Source organism: Neptunomonas concharum, assembly GCF_008630635.1.
Taxonomy (GTDB): domain Bacteria; phylum Pseudomonadota; class Gammaproteobacteria; order Pseudomonadales; family Balneatricaceae; genus Neptunomonas; species Neptunomonas concharum.
Genome location: NZ_CP043869.1, coordinates 1,218,777 through 1,236,077, shown reverse-complemented (window position 1 = coordinate 1,236,077; position 17,301 = coordinate 1,218,777). Strand labels below are relative to the sequence as shown.

The following is a 17,301-nucleotide window of genomic DNA, read 5'->3' as shown; positions in this document are numbered from 1 at the left end:
ATACTACAAAAGAGAGGATGATATGTTTATCACACTAGAAGAATGGGACAAAGCGAACTATTCAAAACCCCATCATATGAACACTCTCCGCAAGTGGGCTAAAGAAGGGCGATTTGAACCGCCGGCAGAAAAACACGGGAGGGAATGGTTAGTAAAAGAGGTGGCTAAGCTAAGGCCTCTCGACCATTCAACAGCCAATCAGCTGCGGCAAGCACAAAAAATGATGAATGACGAGCAAACCACATACCTTGACCCTAAAGTATTGGAGATCCTGAATGGCAGCCGCGCCGCGTAAGCAGAAGTTTACCAATGTTCCGAACCTCTACGTAAAGAGAGATAAACGCACTGGTAAACTTTCCTGTCAGTACAGAGACATTCGGCCAAATGCAATCAAGGAGTGGTGGGGGCTGGGGCCAGATTTGCAAAAAGCAGAAGCACAAGCTCGCCAACTAAATGCTGTAATCGCTCAAATAATCATCGAGCGAGAAACTAAAGCAATTATAGAACGGGACGTTTGTCAAAGTGTAACCGTAAACGCATGGTATGAAACGTATTTAAAAATACTCACTGAGCGCTTAGCACATAATGAGATTAAACGAAGTACGTTTGATCAAAAGCGCTGGGCATTTTCATCGGTTTTAGAGAGTCACGGGCACTTGAAATTATCCCAACTGACAACGATGGAGATTAGTAAAATTATAAATACCTACATAAAGGCTAATAAGCCTACGATGGGGCAGCGTGTAAGAACCGTGATAATAGAGTTTTTTGACGAAGCTATTGCAGCTGGGTACTTCCCTGCAGATAAACCAAATCCAGCCCGAGTGACTAGAACCCCTCGTATTAAAATCAAACGCGCTCGCCTAACAACAGAGCTTTTTATAAGTGCGCTAGAATGGTCAAAGAAAAATCAAGCGCCTTACCTATGGCATTCGTACCTTTTGGCAGCAACTACCGCACAAAGGCTGGATGATATAGGTAATGCCGCTTTTAAGAATGTGAGAGTCCTTGAAGGTGAAAAGTTTCTCTCCTTCGTGCAAAGTAAGACAGGAACAAAGGTAATGATCCCGCTAACTCTAAAACTCGATGTATTGGGTATCAGTGTTGGTGAAGTCGTGGCGCTTTGTCGAGATAACGTGGTCAGTCCTTGGCTGTTCCACCACACGAAAAAAGTTGGCCAAGCAGAGAAAGGCAGCCAGGTACGCATTAAATCTCTCAGCAACGGCTTTTCCAAAGCTATTCGAGCGGTGAAACCACAATGGGAGGATTACCTCCCCCCTTCATTTCATGAAATAAGATCATGGTCAGAACGCGAGTATAAGAAACAAGGCATCAACACACAGAATTTATTAGGCCACAAACATCAAAGCACCACGGATATATATGCCGATACCCGAGGTCATGATTGGATCATAGTTAAAGGTTAGAACTGGATTATGTTGCGTTAAATTCGCATGAAAAAAACAAGGGGGGTTTTGGGGGAATTTTGGGGGGATTTTGGGGAAAGAGAAATAACCTTTAATTATCAATTAATTATATCTAATGCACCGTACAGACCATACAGGGATCAAATGATCTGACAATGTGTTGGACATTCACCGGTTCTTTTTCGGATGTTAGCACAGGCGTATTTTCCAGCGCTTGCTCTAATGCGCCGGGTTGTCCTTGCTGGTCTCTGGAGGAAAAATTCCAGGTTGTGGGAGCAATCACCTGATAATTCTCTATCTTACCTTTGTGTATGCTGATCCAATGCCCTAGGCTGCCCCTCGCGGCTTCAACCAAGCCTACTCCTTGGCACGACTCAGGGAGTTTTGCCTGTTCACAGAATGGCTCGTTTACTTTTATAGCCGTAAGCCATTGCTGCATTTGAGGCACAACCAGCGCTAACTCTAACAGCCGGGCAATCATACGGTTTTGTACGTTGCCTCCGCTTTGGGCGACTAAGGCTCTAATGAGTGGATGCCCATCTACCTGCTGGCGCGCCAATGCACCGGTTTCTACTACTTCGCCGTCAAGCCTTGGAGCTTTACACCAGCTATAACCGGCCGTGTTGTCGAGTGATGGCAGTGTAATACCATGCGCAGGGTGCGCACGCTCTCCGGCCATCCAACTATGAGATAGATCTTCTGATATCTTAGATAAATTAAGCGATTCAACCTCGCCACTCAAACCACTCACCCCGCGCCGAAAGTGTGTTTTTCCATGCAGTGGGTAATTACCAAAACTCATAAAACGATCGGTTGCGCGCCCTAGCTGGTCTAAGTGCTGTTGTTCGCTTATATGCAGAAACGCCCTGAAGTCGCCCTTGCTCCAATGGTTGGCATCCCGATACTGATTAAGTGCCTCTATGGAGCTAATCTCAGCAACAGACTCTAGATCAGCATCAAAGACCACCTCTTCTAGAAATTGCCGAAAGCTACTGATAATCATCAAGAGCTTAAGCCGTTCATGGCGGTCGACAGGTTTGGCAGAGCCTCCCGGCTGAATGCTCAAGGAGTGCGGCCATTTACCCGCCATTAATCCCATGACGTGTAAAAAAGCAGCACGTGCCGGTAGCACCTGCTTTGTTGCACTACCCTTTTGCGCTTTAAAGCGCTCAGCCACTTCGGGAAACCATACCGCCTTAGCGTATTCATCACGCGCAAAATCCGGCATAAAAAACAGGTAGAAGTGTGTTAGTAGGTCCGCCAGATTTTCATTGGCAAGCACGATGTTTTGCGCTAATTGTCCGTTTTGATTCGGGCTCAATTGCATGGCATCAGCAAGCGCACGCGCTGAAGCAACCGATTGGCTTACCGAGCAGATACCACAGATACGCGGGGTATACACCAAGGCATCCATAGGTGGCCGGCCTTGCAGAATCTGTTCAAACCCTCGGTAGAGCGGTGAATTGACTTTAGCTTGTTGCACGCGGCCTTCTGTAATCTCTAACGAAACCTCAAGATCCCCTTCCACACGGTTAAACGGGCCAACGACTATACGACTCATCTACTTTTTTCTCTTATGAACGCTTGGGGGATAGATCAGGTTTTGGGATACGGCGTTTTTACGTAACCGATCCGGTGTTGCGGCTTTCGATAGTGACGCCAACGCCACAAACCAAGCTTTAGGCATATCCGTTGGCAGGCCAACTGGAATACCGGCGATTTTAGGTGTTTCTAAAAAGCTATGGCGGGGTTCTTCAAACTCTGGGGCAGTGCAGTTGATACATGCATAACCGCCTTTGGTACAGGAGCCTTCACCGTTCCATGGTCGCGTATTACAGTCCCCATGCGCTTGCGTACCTAAGCACCCCATATGTTCCATCAAACAGCCTCGATCACCGGGGTTTTCAGCACTGGCTTTATATTCATAATATTCATTACGGTTGCAGCCGTGATGAACTAATTGGTCAGCGTAGCTTCGGGGGCGCCCAAAGTCGTCAACGCTGGTATGGTCAAACTCCCCCATCGCCAGTTCTACTAGAGTGTCGATCACCCAATTGGGGTGAACCGGGCAGCCCGCGATATTAACGACAGGCAACTGCGCTAAGCTATGGTAATCATCCCCGAGTAGCCCACCGATCATCTCCCCTTCATATTGTAGACCTGTGGCTTCCGTTACATTGGGTGCAGCCGCCGTAATTCCACCATAAGCGGCACAGGAGCCAACCGCCAAGGTGTAACGAGCTTTGCTCGAAAGCTGTTTTACCCAATCCATCATCGGCTTTCCTGTGCCACCTAACAGATGAAAACGCCCTGTTCCCATGGGGCCTCTCAGCAACGAGCCTTCGATACACAAGATATCTAAGGGGAGCTGATCCGTTAAAATCTGATCGAGTATCGCCAACATCTGCGAGCCACACGCTTCGCTCAGAGAGGGATGCCAGAGTAAATTAATCCCTGCGTTTTTTAGGGTACTCACTAAGTCTGGAGACTCTGCGTTCAGTAGTGACATAGAGCACCCACCACAACCACCAGATTGCAGCCACAATAGATTAAACATCGCTGCACTCCTTAAGTGGTAAAACCATCTCGGCTATTGCGCCGCCATGTGGTTGGTTCTCTATTTTCAATGTTCCGCCATGTTCAATAGCGATACCGTAGCTGATTGAGAGCCCAAGACCTGTACCTTCACCCACGGGCTTTGTGGTAAAGAATGGATCAAATAAGCGAGATAAATCTTCAGCGGGAATACCAGGGCCGTTATCCTCCACGGTCATCCAAACCTGATTATCAGCGGTGCCAGCCGATAGCTTAATTGAGGGGGTTGGCGTTGTTTTAAGCGCATCAGCCGCATTTTGCAGCAGGTTAACCACCACTTGATGGATTTGCCCAGAGTGCCCCCACGCTTGTAGGTAGTCAGGCAGGTTATCCTCAACACGAATGGTGTGCTTGCTCTCTTTGATAATCCATTGCAGTGCTGATCTGACGACATGCACTAGATCAAACTCTGTTTTTGCACTCGCCTGCGTCGAAGAGAACTGCTTCAAGTCGTTGACGATATCTCGTACACGATCAGCCCCTTCCATGGTGCCATCAACCAGTGAGTTAAGATCTTTGATCGCTTTATCTAAGCGTAAGGTTTCCCGTAACTCTTTGAGTGACTCACGAGATGCGCCCGATTGTATTTCGTCAAAATAGACAAGTAACTTTGCCGTATAACGCTTGAGTGCGTGCATGTTCCCATACACAAAGCTGATTGGGTTGTTCAGCTCATGGGCTACACCGGCGACTAAGCGCCCTAGAGAGGCCATTTTTTCGGCTTGAATTAAGCGCTCCTGTGCCAATTTTAATTCGGCATGTGCGCTATTTAGGGCTTTATAAGCTTTTTGCAGCTCCCCTAATGGACGGCCTACCATCACCATACCAATTAAACGCCCACGACTATCCTTGCGGGGGGAGCAGTTCATCGAAAGCGGGATATCGCCCTGTGGGCTGGTTAGAGCTATTTCACAATCGCGGATAGGTTGGAGCCGTAATTGCTCGCTAAAACTTTGTACTTTCTGTTGGTAACACACCGAGACCAACGTCGAAAAATGCACCCCAACTAACGCTGATTGGCTTTGCCCAACCAGTAACTCTAAAGACCGATTAACTTGCTGCACCACACCTTGATGGTCACAGACCATCAGCAGGTCACTCATGGAGCCTTGTACGCTATCAAAAAAGCTTTTGGCCTCATTCAGCTCGGCGTTTTTGTCCTCTATCTCTACTTGGTAGTGGACAAGATCAGCGTATGCTTCATCCATTTTTTGGATAACGCTGACCCATGCCTCTTCCGTATGAGCGGTGACTTCAGGAGATTCAGGAATACGCTGCGCCATCTAAACAAATCCGTGGGTTGAACTTGTCTAAGACTACAGCGAACCCGAAAAAGACGCAAAAGAAGCGTAGTTACTTAACGCACATCCGCCGTAATCGCTTCAACCGCTGCTTTTAATTGTTCATCAGAGCAAGTGCCACAGGTGCCCTTTGGAGGCATAGCCCCTTTACCTGATTTGACCACTGCCGTCATAGCATCAACCCCGGTTGCTACACGGGGTGCCCATGCTGCTTTATCGCCCAGTTTTGGTGCTCCTGCTAACCCTGCTTGGTGACACGCCTTACAATGCTTTGCGACGATATCTTCGCCTTCACCTGCTATCGCGGCCGGTGTCGATACAACCAGTGCCAGCCCCAAAGCTAAAAGTGCATTCTTCATGTGCAATCTCTCTTTTTAGTCAACATATAATGAAAATCTGAATATATTCAAAGGTAGACCAAAACACAGAAACTGCAGGTAAATAGCCACAAAAAAAGCGGGCTTTTGCCCGCTTTCTAAGTTTAATGATGCATTTACTGACTTAGCTCAAGCAGCAGCTTATTCAAGCGTGACACGTAGGCAGATGGGTCATCAAGGTGGCCACCAGCCGACAAGTTTGCCTGATCCAAAATGATCAGCGCCAGTTCACCAAAACGATCTTCATCGGGTTCGTGATCCAGTTTTTGAATCAACGGATGTTCTGGGTTGATCTCAAATACCGGCTTGCTATCAGGGACCGCCTGACCCGCAGCCTCCATGATCTGGCGCATCTGCGCACCCATATCGTAAGCGTTCAGCACTAAGCACGCGGGTGAGTCCGTCAAACGATGGGTCACACGCACATCAGACACTTGGTCTTTCAGGCGCTCTTTAAGACGTTCTACCAAGCCTTCTGCTTCTTTAGCTGATTCTTCTTGTGCTTTTTTCTCTTCTTCGGTTTCGACACTACCCAGCTCTAACTCACCTTTAGTGACATCCTGGAAAGATTTACCGTCGAAGTCGAACAGGTGGCTCATCATCCACTCATCAATGCGCTCCGTCATTAAGATGACTTCGATCCCTTTCTTACGGAAGATCTCAAGGTGTGGGCTATTTTTCGCTGTATTGTAGTTCTCAGCTGTCACGTAATAGATCTTTTCCTGACCTTCTTTCATACGGCCAACATAATCTTCCAGAGAAACCGTCGGTTCAGCACTGTCAGTATGGGTGGACGCAAAGCGAAGTAGTTTAAGAATCTTGTCGCGATTGCTGTAATCTTCAGCCGGGCCTTCTTTGATCACGCTACCAAACGCTTTCCAGAAAGTCGCATATTTTTCTGGCTCGTTTTTGCCCAGTTTGGTCAACATATCCAAAACACGCTTCGTCAACGCGGACTTCAGCTTATCAACGTTTGGATCTTTTTGCAGAATCTCACGGGATACATTCAATGACAGGTTGTTGGAATCCACCACACCTTTAATGAAACGCAGGTACAAAGGCAGGAACTGATCCGCTTGGTCCATCACAAAGACACGCTGGATATACAGTTTAAGGCCTTTAGGCGCATCTCGATTCCACAAGTCATACGGCGCATTTTCAGGCACATACAATAAGCTTGTGTATTCCAGATTACCCTCAACTCGGTTATGCCCCCATGTTAGTGGAGCGCCAAAGTCATGCGAGATGTGCTTATAAAACTCACCATACTCATCATCGCTGATATCAGCCTTGTTACGCGTCCACAGCGCTGTCGCTGAGTTGACGGTTTCATCTTCTGGCTGAGTATCTTTCGCCTCTTCCTCTTCACCTTCTGCGCCCAATGCAGCTTCTTTCTGCATGATCACAGGCATAGCAATATGATCAGAATACTTACGTACCAAAGCTCGTAGACGATGGCCGTTTGCGAACTCCTCTTCACCCTCTTTCAGGTGTAAGACAATCTGTGTGCCGCGCTTTGGTTTATCAACGGTTGCAATCGTGAACTCACCTTCGCCCGCTGAACTCCAATGTACACCTTCAGCAACAGGCGTACCTGCACGACGGGTAAAGACATCGACTTTATCTGCCACAATAAATGCAGAGTAAAAGCCTACACCAAACTGGCCGATTAACTGGCTATCTTTTGCCTGATCGCCCGTGAGTTGGCTCATGAAGTTCGCGGTGCCCGATTTGGCAATCGTACCCAAATGTTCAATGACGTCACTACGGCTCATACCAATGCCGTTATCTTCAATCGTGACGGTTTTCGCTTCTTCGTTAAAGCTGACGCGGATATTCAGATCACCGTCATCTTCATACAAGTCACCATTAGACAGTGCTTCAAAGCGGAGTTTTTCAGCGGCGTCTGATGCATTGGAGATCAGCTCGCGCAAAAAGATCTCTTTGTTAGAATACAAAGAATGGATCATCAGATTCAGTAGTTGTTTGACTTCGGTCTGAAAACCAAGCGTTTCTTTCTGCGTTTCAGTAGTCATGGATACAGCACCCTATCTCTTTGGATATTGTTTATTTCAGTTTCCAAAGAGATGGGGGCTAGCCCTTCGTTTTCAAGGGTAAAATGTAAATTAACGAAAGGAAGAGAGTGTATCGAGCAGAAAATGCCCACGGGCAGACGCGATAGGGTGGCTTTTTCTATCCTGCCAAGCTGTAATCGAGCAGTTGCCTACTCGCCGACCCTGCCGCTCGATTTTACACATGGCAAAGGTATCTCGATCCAGCCCTGCACGCATGTAATCTACAGAGAAATCGATAATCTTAGCCAGTGCTGGTTGCTCTAATTGAAGGGTCAACTCAAACGCTGCGGTCAGCTCCATAAAAGAGGCAATTACACCTCCGTGAATCGCAGGAATGGTTGGGTTACCGATATTCTCCGGGTTACGCGGTAGGCGAAAAATCATCTCTTCGCCAAAGCGCTCACATTTCACGCCAATAACACGTGCATAGGGGATCAAATCAATAACAGGCTGATAATCACCTGTCTTGTGCGCTTCAGATACAAGGGATTGTAGGGTATCCATCAATTGACCTCCTCTACATTGTCACCATCGATTACAGCCTTAAATGCGGGGTCCGTATTCCCCTCCCCTGGCCGCATGAATGTAGAGATTGCGTAAGCGACCGGCTTTTCAGGGTTTTCCTGATACACCGTAGCACGCGTAAACAACACATTACGGGTTACACGATAGCACTCGGCATAAGCATACAACGGCTGGCTCAATACTGGGGTCGACATATGGTCAATCCGCAGGTCTAACGTTGGGCATAGCTCATACTCTTTGAGTGCGGGTATCGTTGACAAGCTAGAAGCGGTATCGACCAACGTCGTGAGCACCCCCCCATGCATGTAGGTATCAAACGCATGGTTAATGAGTTGCTCCTGAACCGGTAATACGACAGTAATGCTTTTTTCATCTGCGCGAATCACGCGCATTTTCAATTTACGCATGTGCGCCAATGACTCAATAAAGCGTTGGCATTTCGCCAGAATATGGGCATTCATGATTTGATCTCTGTATCGGTCGTCATCATTAAGGTTTTCAGCGTTGAGGAGCTAAATTCACGTCGATAAAGAATAAAAGCAATAAACGCTGTGAGCACCACAAACAGGATAGGGTTGATAAACCAGCCCAGCACCGCCTGACTGAAGTAAAACGTACGTAGCCCCAGGTTAAAATTGTTTGCCGCCATGGAGGTCATTTTTGCGATACGCGCCGCATTTGCCTGCTTTACCTGATCAGATATTGCCTCTTCTGGCGTCGGCGCACCTCCTACCATCACAGAGACAAAACCATACTGGCGCAAGCTCCATGTAAACTTAAAAAAGGCATAGACAAACAAAACGATCAGCAACAGGATTTTTAACTCCCACTCTTGACGGGTAGCATGCACCACAAAGGGAATATCAGCCACGACATCTATCGCTTTTTCGGTAGAGCCTAATACCGTCATAAGACCAGCTAAAATAAGCATTGTGGTCGATGCGAAAAAGGATACACTACGCTCAAGATTAGCAATGGCCGATGTATCAGATATACGGTTTTCCCGGTCCATCATGCGCTGCATCCACTCATAACGATACATATGCAGCACACTGGCTAAACAAGGCGTGGTATAGCTTTTACGTTTGGCGTAATACATATAGCCTTTAAAGCATAAGATGAACCACGACAGTGCCAGCAGATTTAACCAGTTTTGGGTAATAAAGGCGGAAACGTCTTCCATTTGATTATCCAGAAATATGTAAGTGCTTATTGTAATTGAAGTATCAGGATTCTCAATTGGTCTCTTCCCCTACCGAAAAAATAGCCCTTGGCGCTTTCTATGCGTTGGAGACTGCTATGGTAATGAGCGTTGCAGCGGCATTGATTAAATACACATCACATATTGTCTCCATCGAAACGATTGTCGTCGCTCAATATTTGCTCTGTACCCTCTTCATGGTTCCGTGGTTAATCAAGCAGGGCACAAGCGGGCTTCGCACAGAAAAGTTGGGGCTCCACATTCTGCGGGCGCTGTGCGGCTGGGCATGTTTTTACACCTACTATCTGGCCATCTCACATATACCTTTAGTAGATGCAGCGTTACTTAGAAATGCGGCGCCTTTATGCGTGCCCCTTCTGGTGCTACTGGTTTACAAAGTCCATATCGGTTGGCTGCGCTGGGTTCCAGTATTCATTGGTTTTATCGGCATAGGCCTGATCCTTAAGCCTGATAGCAACGGCTTTAGTGTGTGGCATCTAGTTGGCTTTGGATCAGCTATAACACTGGCAGGCTCCATTCTGACTACCCGAATGCTGACACGCACCGAACCGACTAATCGTATTCTCTTTTATTATTTCGGTTTATCCGCACTGGCTAGCCTTCCTCCTGCACTCATGAAATTCGATGTGATCCCACTAAAGGCGGCGCTACCTCTACTGCTGATTGGCCTATCGATCTGGCTCACGATGTGGCTGTACACCCAAGCGTACCTAAACGCCAAAGCCTCTGTTATTTCGCCTATCAGCTATTCGGGTGTTGTGTTTACGGGTTTTTGGGGGTGGTACTTTTGGGAGCAGATTCCCGACTGGCTATCTCTGTCCGGCGTGATACTCGTCGTTATTGGCGGTGTAGGGTCCGTGCTACTTGGAGCAAGGGCAGATAGAAAAGTAACGTAGGGTAATTTTACAGTGTAGGTATCAGATGGGGGCAGCTCCACCAGCCACATCCCGGCACATGAGTCGATCGCTGTGGCTGCTCCCTTCCGGGCCTGACCAGGTTCACGATGTATCATTGCGAGAGGACCAGCAGAGCTACCATAACGCGGTAAGCCGCTGTTCCGTAACAGAACTGGCGCGAAGTATACCAGCCTGTTTTTTTATTGCAAAACAAAGTCGTTATTTTTAAGAAGAGTTTCTCCCGGCTCCTCGTAATATGGCCGACCTAACCCAACGGTGCATGGGATCATGATGATCTCTAGCATGCCAATACAAATAAAACTGTAGCGGCTCTGCCTGTAAGGCTTCAGGAGGGGACTGCCAAACAACGGCCCGCCCCACGGCCAGTCGCTCTATTAAATTTACCGGTAACATAAAGATCAGATCTGTTTTTTCACAAAAGTCAGCAACGGTCATAAAGCTGGTGAGTCGTAATGACGTGTTTCTTTTTTTACCCATGGCTTTCAACCGAATATCTGCCATCGGCAAACCTTTACCGGTGATCGACACATATCCATGTCGGCACTTGAGGTAATCATCTAAAGAGAGCCGCTTATTCGCAAAAGGATGTTGAGCCCCCATGATAATGGCGCGCTCCGTGGTATCTAACAAAACACGGTGCAATTGATCTTCTCCACCATCAGGTGGAACCCCTGATATCGCAAAGTGAATCTCACCTTTGGATAGCATCTCAAAATAATCAGCTGGCCTAGAATCTAAATCTATCTGCATATCCGGTGCCTCATGGCGCATCATCGCCATCAAGTCAGGCACATAAAGCGCTGTTTCTAAGTCTGGCCCTGCGATTTTCACATGCTGTTTAGACGTAAAGGGTAAAAATTCAGGTTCTGCAATGATCTGCTCTACGCTTTGCAAGATGGTTTTTAGATCTCCCATCATTTCTGTAGCCCGCGTTGTTAAATCATAACCTTCGGCACTTCGCACCAACAAAGGATCCGAAAAGACGCTACGTAAGCGCTGCAAAGCTCGACTGACTGCAGGTTGGCTCATGTGCAGTTTTTCAGCTGCCCGTGTCACTTGTTTTTCACTTAAGAGGGCTTCTAAAACAACTAATAGATTGAGGTCCACCGACCTTAAATTCACTTTACGCATACATTAATTCAACTTTATGCATTAGATGAATTAATTATCTCCTATTATAGTGAGCGCTATCAACTTCGATTAGGAGAAGCAAATGTCCAAACCATCAATTGTAATCGCTTACCATAGCGGTTACGGCCATACAGAAGTTCAAGCAAAAGCGGTAGCTGAAGGGGTTTCTGAAGCAGGTGGTACCGCTGAACTCTTATCAGTAGCCAATGTCGAAGCCATCGATTGGGAACTGCTAGCAAAAGCCGATGCGATAATTTTTGGTTCACCGACTTATATGGGAAGCGTCAGTGGCCCTTTCAAGACGTTTATGGACGCCAGCTCGAAAGCTTGGTCTACACAGGATTGGAAAGATAAATTAGCAGCTGGATTTACCAACTCAGCCAGCCAAAGCGGTGATAAGCTCAACAGTCTGATTCAGATGAGTATTTTCGCAGCTCAACATGGTATGAACTGGGTCAGTTTAGGTCTGCTACCAGGCAATAACAGCTCCGAAGGTAGTCCTGAAGACCTTAATCGAATTGGTAGCTATTTAGGTGCTATGGCACAAAGTAATGCTGATGCATCTGCTGAGATAGCACCGCCAGAAGCCGATAGAAAAACTGCGAGCGCATTGGGCAAACGTGTTACTGAAGCAGCCATTCGCTGGAAAAATTAAAAACTGGCCTGCGCCCTTTGCGGCGCAGATTACCGTGAGGAACTGTACGTTTATATGGCGTTTATCAAACACATAAGGAACACAACTACAACCTACGGGCTGGGCGCTATCGCTCTGCATTGGGTTGTTGCTTTGCTTGTTTTTGGTTTATATCCCCTTGGTCTTTATATTGATTCACTCAGTTATTATGACCCCGCCTATCGGACGGTCCCTAACTGGCATAAAAGCATTGGTATTATACTCGCTGTAATTCTAGTCACTCGGATCATTTGGAGAGCGATTAACCCACACCCAGAAAGCATCAAAACCCACAGTAACGCTATACGTCTAATAACTAAACTTGGGCATATAGGCCTCTACCTGTTGTTGATCCTTGTTTTGATGTCCGGCTATATGATTTCAACAGCCGACGGTCGCCCTATTAGTGTGTTTAACTGGTTTGATATACCGGCACTTCCGGCATTAATTGAGCAACAGGAGGATATCGCAGGTGAAATCCACTTCATAAGCGCAACAACATTAATCACTCTATCCTTATTGCATGCTGCTGCAGCATTGAAGCATCACTTTATTGATAAAGACAATACATTAAGAAGAATGTTAGGAACAAAGGAGCCATCATGAAAAACGTTTTAAAACCTTCTATCGCGTTCGCAGGACTACTCTTGGCAGCTAGCCCTGTATACGCCGCAGACTATGTTATCGATACAAAAGGCGCTCATGCCAGCGTGGAGTTCCGTATTAACCACTTAGGCGTGAGCTGGCTCAAAGGCCGCTTCAATACGTTTAATGGTGAGTTCAGCTATGACGAAAGCAACCCTAACGCGTCTAAAGTGAATGTAGAAATTGATACGACTAGCATTGACTCTAATCATGCTGAGCGAGATAAGCATCTGCGTAGCGCCGACTTCTTAGACGTAAAAAGCTTCCCGAAAGCGAAGTTTGTCAGCACGCAATACACAGATAAAGGCGATGGTACGGCAACGCTTGAAGGCGAGCTGACACTTCATGGTGTAACTAAGCCAGTGACATTAGCTGTCTCTAAAGTCGGTGAAGGTAAAGATCCATGGGGTGGATACCGCGCAGGATTTGAGGGAACGACCGAGTTTAAGCTGAAAGATTTTGGCATTGATTATAACCTTGGCCCTGCTGCAGAAACTATCTACATGAATCTGTACGTAGAAGGCATCCGTAAGTAACCTATACCGCTAACAAAGGCACCCAACGATAGGGTGCCTTTACTTATTTTCCCCTTCGTAACGCCTCAATCTATACCCTATCATCAGACTCAAAAAAGCCAGCAAGCAGCTCATATTTCTATTTCCTTAGCCTAAAGCACAATCCACTATGCGAGTGTTATTTGCGTAAAACAAAAAATCCCCGCCAAATGACGAGGATTTTATGAAAAGGCAACTCAAAAGCTGCCTTTGACAAGCGTAGCTATGTTACCAGCCAGTTACTTCACGCAAGCCGTCAGCAATCTGAGCTAGAGAACGAACAGTCTTAACGCCAGCAGCTTCTAGTGCAGCAAACTTCTCGTCAGCAGTACCTTTACCACCAGAGATAATTGCGCCCGCATGGCCCATACGCTTACCTGCAGGTGCAGTTACACCAGCAATGTAAGAAACTACAGGCTTAGTTACGTTTGCTTTGATGTAAGCGGCTGCTTCTTCTTCAGCTGTACCACCGATTTCACCGATCATAACAATCGCTTCTGTCTGTGGGTCATTCTCGAACATCTCAAGAATATCGATGAAGTTAGAGCCTGGAATTGGGTCACCACCAATACCAACACACGTAGACTGACCAAAACCAGCATCCGTTGTCTGCTTAACAGCTTCGTACGTCAAAGTACCAGAGCGAGAAACAATGCCTACTTTACCTGGTAAGTGGATGTGACCTGGCATAATACCGATCTTACATTCACCTGGTGTGATAACGCCTGGGCAGTTAGGACCGATCAGACGAACGCCCAGCTCATCACACTTCACTTTACACTGAAGCATGTCCATTACTGGAATATGCTCAGTGATACAAACGATCAGTTTAATGCCCGCATTAGCTGCTTCTAAGATCGAGTCTTTACAGAAAGCCGCTGGAACGTAGATAACAGAAGCCTCAGCACCTGTTGCTTCTACAGCTTCTTTAACCGTGTTAAAAACAGGCAGACCTAAATGCTCAGTACCACCTTTGCCTGGCGTTACACCACCAACCATTTTAGTACCGTAAGCAATCGCTTGCTCAGAGTGGAAAGTACCCTGACCGCCAGTAAAACCCTGACAGATAACTTTAGTATCTTTATTGATCAATACGGACATGATTACTTACCCTCCGCTGCTTTAACTGCTTGCTGAGCAGCATCTGTCAGACTGGTTGCAGCAATAATATCCAAACCAGACTCAGCCAGGCGCTGTGCACCCAACTCAGCATTGTTACCTTCCAGACGTACAACAACCGGTACGCTTACGCCTACTTCTTTAACTGCACCGATAATACCGTCAGCAATCAGGTCACAACGAACGATACCACCAAAGATGTTAACCAGAACCGCTTTAACTTTGTCATCAGCCAGGATGATTTTGAATGCTTCGGTTACACGCTCTTTAGTCGCTCCGCCGCCTACATCCAAGAAGTTAGCTGGGAAACCACCGTGCAAGGCAACAATATCCATTGTACCCATGGCTAGGCCTGCACCGTTAACCATACAACCAATAGTGCCATCCAGTGCAACGTAGTTCAGATCCCAAGAAGCTGCATGTGCTTCACGCTCATCTTCTTGTGAAGGATCGTGCATTTCTTGCAGATCTTTGTGGCGGTAAACCGCATTGCCATCGATTACAACTTTTGCATCCAAGCAGTGAAGATTACCCGCATCAGTAATAACCAGTGGGTTAATTTCCAACAAAGCCAGATCTTTCTCTTCAAACATCTTAGCAAGACCTAAGAAAATCTTAGTGAATTGCTTAACCTGATCGCTGTTCAAACCTAGCTGGAACGCTAATTCACGCGCTTGGTAAGGCTGAGCACCCGTCATCGGATCGATAACCGCTTTCAGGATCTTTTCAGGGGTTTCTTCAGCTACCTTCTCGATTTCCACGCCACCTTCAGTAGATGCCATGAAAACAATACGGCGAGTAGAACGGTCAACAACAGCACCCAAGTAAAGTTCTTGGGCAATATCTGTACACGTTTCTACTAAAATTTTAGTAACTGGCTGGCCATTCTCATCGGTCTGATAAGTCACCAGGTTTTTACCTAACCAGTTTGCAGCAAACTCTTTCGCTGCATCTGGAGAGTCAACCAGCTTTACACCGCCCGCTTTACCGCGGCCGCCAGCGTGGACCTGAGCTTTAACAACCCATTTGTCACCGCCAATTTTTTGTGCTGCTTCAGCAGCAGCTTCTGGAGTATCTACCGCGTAACCTTTGGAAACTGGTAGACCATATTGAGCAAACAATTGTTTGCCTTGGTACTCGTGAAGATTCATGCTCTAGTCCGTTGTGTTGTCACTGGTAAATCCGGATAGCTTATGCCAATCCGGCCCACAGGGCTTACGACAAGCTCTCGCAAATCGGCCAGACACCAGTGCCCGACCGAAACTTTTAAATAATGTACTAAATTAACGCTTCTTACGATTAGCAATATGGATAGCGTGGTTATCTACTGCTAGCGCTGCTTCATGAACTGCTTCACTCACTGTTGGGTGAGCGAAGACCGTCAACTGAAGATCTTCTGCACTAGAACAGAACTCCATCGCAATCGCACCCTGAGCAATCAACTCAGACGCAATCGCACCTACCATATGAACGCCAAGAATTCGGTCTGTTGTTTCATCCGCGATAATTTTAACGAAACCATCCGTAGCGTTAGAAGCCATAGCACGTCCAGATGCAGCAAATGGGAATTTACCCACTTTGATCTTAACGCCTTCAGCTTTTAGCTCCTGCTCTGTTTTACCTACCCAAGCCAACTCTGGGAATGTGTAGATAATATTTGGAATAACATCATAGTTCATGGCAGCTTTATGGCCTGCGATGATATCCGCAACCATAATACCTTCTTCAGATGCTTTGTGTGCCAACATAGGTCCACGCACTGAATCGCCGATAGCATAAACGCCTGGTACCCCTGTACGGCAACTTTCATCTACGAAGATAAAACCACGTTCATCCAGTTTCACACCGCTATCGCCAGCCAGCAAACCCTGAGTCTGTGGACGACGCCCAACAGCAACGATCAGCTTATCAACGATCAGCTCTTTGTCGCCTTCAGAGTCGGTATACTTAACCTTAACTTCTTTGCCATCGATGATTTCAGTGCCTGTACAGCGAGCACTCAGCTTGATGTCCAAACCTTGTTTTTTGAACAGCTTAGCTGCTTCTTTAGCAACATCCTGATCAGCCAATGCAAGGAAAGAGTCCATCGCTTCAAGAACGGTTACTTCTGAGCCTAAACGCGCCCATACAGAACCCATCTCTAAACCGATAACACCTGCACCAATAACGCCCAAACGCTTAGGCGTTTCATCGATATTCAGCGCGCCTTCGTTATCTAGAATAAGGCCTTCTGTCAGCGGAGCTGGTGGAATTTCAACCGGAACAGAGCCTGACGCTAAGATTACATTTTCAGCATCATATACGGCAGCTGTACCATCAGCGGCTGTAACTTCAACTTGCTTGTTAGCCAGTAATTTGCCCATACCTGCCAACAAAGTCACACCGTTAGCTTTAAATAGGCCAGTAATACCGCCTGTCAGGTTCTTTACGATAGTGTTCTTGCGAGCAACCATCTGCTTAACGTCCATCTGAACGTCAGAAGCTTCGATACCATGGACTTTTGCATCATGTGCCATTTCATGAAACTTATGAGTCGACTCCAAAAGTGCTTTAGATGGAATACAACCCACATTTAAGCAGGTACCACCAAGTACAGCGGCGCCTTTATCATCAACCCATTTCTCAACACAGGCAGTTTTCAGACCCAACTGTGCAGCACGGATTGCGGCAACATAACCACCAGGGCCGGCACCAATTACGATTACATCAAATTTCTGAGACATGCGTCTTACCTATTCTC

Annotated in this window: 18 protein-coding genes and 1 other RNA gene; 6 read left to right on the top strand and 13 right to left on the bottom strand. The window is 46.9% G+C overall.

The annotated features are described in order from the left end of the window. The first annotated feature begins 22 nt into the window (after positions 1–22). Both F0U83_RS05765 and F0U83_RS05760 read left to right on the top strand, forming a co-directional pair. Entirely contained in the window at positions 23–295 is a 273-nt protein-coding gene (locus F0U83_RS05765) for an excisionase (protein ID WP_138988633.1), read from the top strand. Then, the gene (locus F0U83_RS05760; protein WP_138988632.1) at positions 276–1,427 is read left to right on the top strand and encodes a tyrosine-type recombinase/integrase; all 1,152 of its coding nucleotides are present in this window, start codon (positions 276–278) and stop codon (positions 1,425–1,427) included. Before F0U83_RS05765 ends, F0U83_RS05760 begins: the two co-directional genes overlap by 20 nt. A gap of 112 nt (positions 1,428–1,539) precedes the next feature. On the opposite strand, the gene F0U83_RS05755 is transcribed toward F0U83_RS05760, so the two are convergent. From F0U83_RS05755 to F0U83_RS05720, 8 genes are all read right to left on the bottom strand, one after another. Continuing rightward, positions 1,540–2,988 carry a nickel-dependent hydrogenase large subunit gene (locus F0U83_RS05755; RefSeq protein ID WP_138988631.1) on the bottom strand — a complete coding sequence of 483 codons (1,449 nt, stop codon included), beginning with the start codon at positions 2,986–2,988 and terminating at the stop codon, positions 1,540–1,542. Continuing rightward, complete coding sequence (locus F0U83_RS05750; protein ID WP_138988630.1) at positions 2,989–3,984, bottom strand: NADH-quinone oxidoreductase subunit B family protein; 996 nt, start codon at positions 3,982–3,984, stop codon at positions 2,989–2,991. After that, the gene (locus F0U83_RS05745) at positions 3,977–5,305 is read right to left on the bottom strand and encodes an ATP-binding protein (protein WP_138988629.1); all 1,329 of its coding nucleotides are present in this window, start codon (positions 5,303–5,305) and stop codon (positions 3,977–3,979) included. Before F0U83_RS05745 ends, F0U83_RS05750 begins: the two co-directional genes overlap by 8 nt. A gap of 74 nt (positions 5,306–5,379) precedes the next feature. Next, entirely contained in the window at positions 5,380–5,682 is a 303-nt protein-coding gene (locus tag F0U83_RS05740) for a c-type cytochrome (RefSeq protein WP_138988628.1), read from the bottom strand. A gap of 134 nt (positions 5,683–5,816) precedes the next feature. Then, on the bottom strand, positions 5,817–7,736 hold the full coding sequence (htpG, locus tag F0U83_RS05735; protein WP_138988627.1) for a molecular chaperone HtpG: 1,920 nt from the start codon (positions 7,734–7,736) through the stop codon (positions 5,817–5,819). 90 nt (positions 7,737–7,826) lie between these two features. Further along, positions 7,827–8,279 (bottom strand): PaaI family thioesterase, encoded by a 453-nt coding sequence (locus F0U83_RS05730; protein ID WP_211343702.1) that lies wholly within the window; start codon positions 8,277–8,279, stop codon positions 7,827–7,829. Further along, complete coding sequence (locus tag F0U83_RS05725) at positions 8,279–8,761, bottom strand: PaaI family thioesterase (protein WP_138988625.1); 483 nt, start codon at positions 8,759–8,761, stop codon at positions 8,279–8,281. The genes F0U83_RS05730 and F0U83_RS05725 overlap by 1 nt, the downstream gene beginning before the upstream one ends. Then, positions 8,758–9,483, bottom strand: a complete 726-nt coding sequence (locus F0U83_RS05720) for a DUF599 domain-containing protein (protein WP_138988624.1) — start codon at positions 9,481–9,483, stop codon at positions 8,758–8,760. Before F0U83_RS05720 ends, F0U83_RS05725 begins: the two co-directional genes overlap by 4 nt. Before the next feature lie 35 nt (positions 9,484–9,518). Between F0U83_RS05720 and F0U83_RS05715 the strand changes: the two genes are divergently transcribed. Further along, on the top strand, positions 9,519–10,418 hold the full coding sequence (locus F0U83_RS05715; RefSeq protein WP_420813343.1) for a DMT family transporter: 900 nt from the start codon (positions 9,519–9,521) through the stop codon (positions 10,416–10,418). Between the two features lie 35 nt (positions 10,419–10,453). Here the strand turns inward: F0U83_RS05715 and ffs are convergent. Further along, positions 10,454–10,550: signal recognition particle sRNA small type (gene ffs, locus F0U83_RS05710), an RNA gene on the bottom strand. A gap of 93 nt (positions 10,551–10,643) precedes the next feature. After that, on the bottom strand, positions 10,644–11,570 hold the full coding sequence (locus tag F0U83_RS05705) for a LysR family transcriptional regulator (protein ID WP_138988622.1): 927 nt from the start codon (positions 11,568–11,570) through the stop codon (positions 10,644–10,646). An 82-nt stretch (positions 11,571–11,652) separates the two neighbouring features. Between F0U83_RS05705 and F0U83_RS05700 the strand changes: the two genes are divergently transcribed. The 3 genes from F0U83_RS05700 to F0U83_RS05690 are packed head-to-tail and all read left to right on the top strand — an operon-like array spanning position 11,653 to position 13,424. After that, positions 11,653–12,225, top strand: a complete 573-nt coding sequence (locus F0U83_RS05700) for a flavodoxin family protein (protein ID WP_138988621.1) — start codon at positions 11,653–11,655, stop codon at positions 12,223–12,225. A 54-nt stretch (positions 12,226–12,279) separates the two neighbouring features. After that, complete coding sequence (locus tag F0U83_RS05695; RefSeq protein WP_138988620.1) at positions 12,280–12,849, top strand: cytochrome b; 570 nt, start codon at positions 12,280–12,282, stop codon at positions 12,847–12,849. Continuing rightward, positions 12,846–13,424 carry a YceI family protein gene (locus tag F0U83_RS05690; RefSeq protein WP_138988619.1) on the top strand — a complete coding sequence of 193 codons (579 nt, stop codon included), beginning with the start codon at positions 12,846–12,848 and terminating at the stop codon, positions 13,422–13,424. Before F0U83_RS05695 ends, F0U83_RS05690 begins: the two co-directional genes overlap by 4 nt. A gap of 246 nt (positions 13,425–13,670) precedes the next feature. On the opposite strand, the gene sucD is transcribed toward F0U83_RS05690, so the two are convergent. From sucD to lpdA, 3 genes are all read right to left on the bottom strand, one after another. Further along, complete coding sequence (sucD, locus tag F0U83_RS05685) at positions 13,671–14,543, bottom strand: succinate--CoA ligase subunit alpha (protein ID WP_138988618.1); 873 nt, start codon at positions 14,541–14,543, stop codon at positions 13,671–13,673. A gap of 2 nt (positions 14,544–14,545) precedes the next feature. Further along, positions 14,546–15,712 (bottom strand): ADP-forming succinate--CoA ligase subunit beta, encoded by a 1,167-nt coding sequence (gene sucC / locus F0U83_RS05680; RefSeq protein WP_138988617.1) that lies wholly within the window; start codon positions 15,710–15,712, stop codon positions 14,546–14,548. Between the two features lie 132 nt (positions 15,713–15,844). After that, complete coding sequence (gene lpdA, locus F0U83_RS05675; protein ID WP_138988616.1) at positions 15,845–17,284, bottom strand: dihydrolipoyl dehydrogenase; 1,440 nt, start codon at positions 17,282–17,284, stop codon at positions 15,845–15,847. Positions 17,285–17,301: the final 17 nt, after the last annotated feature.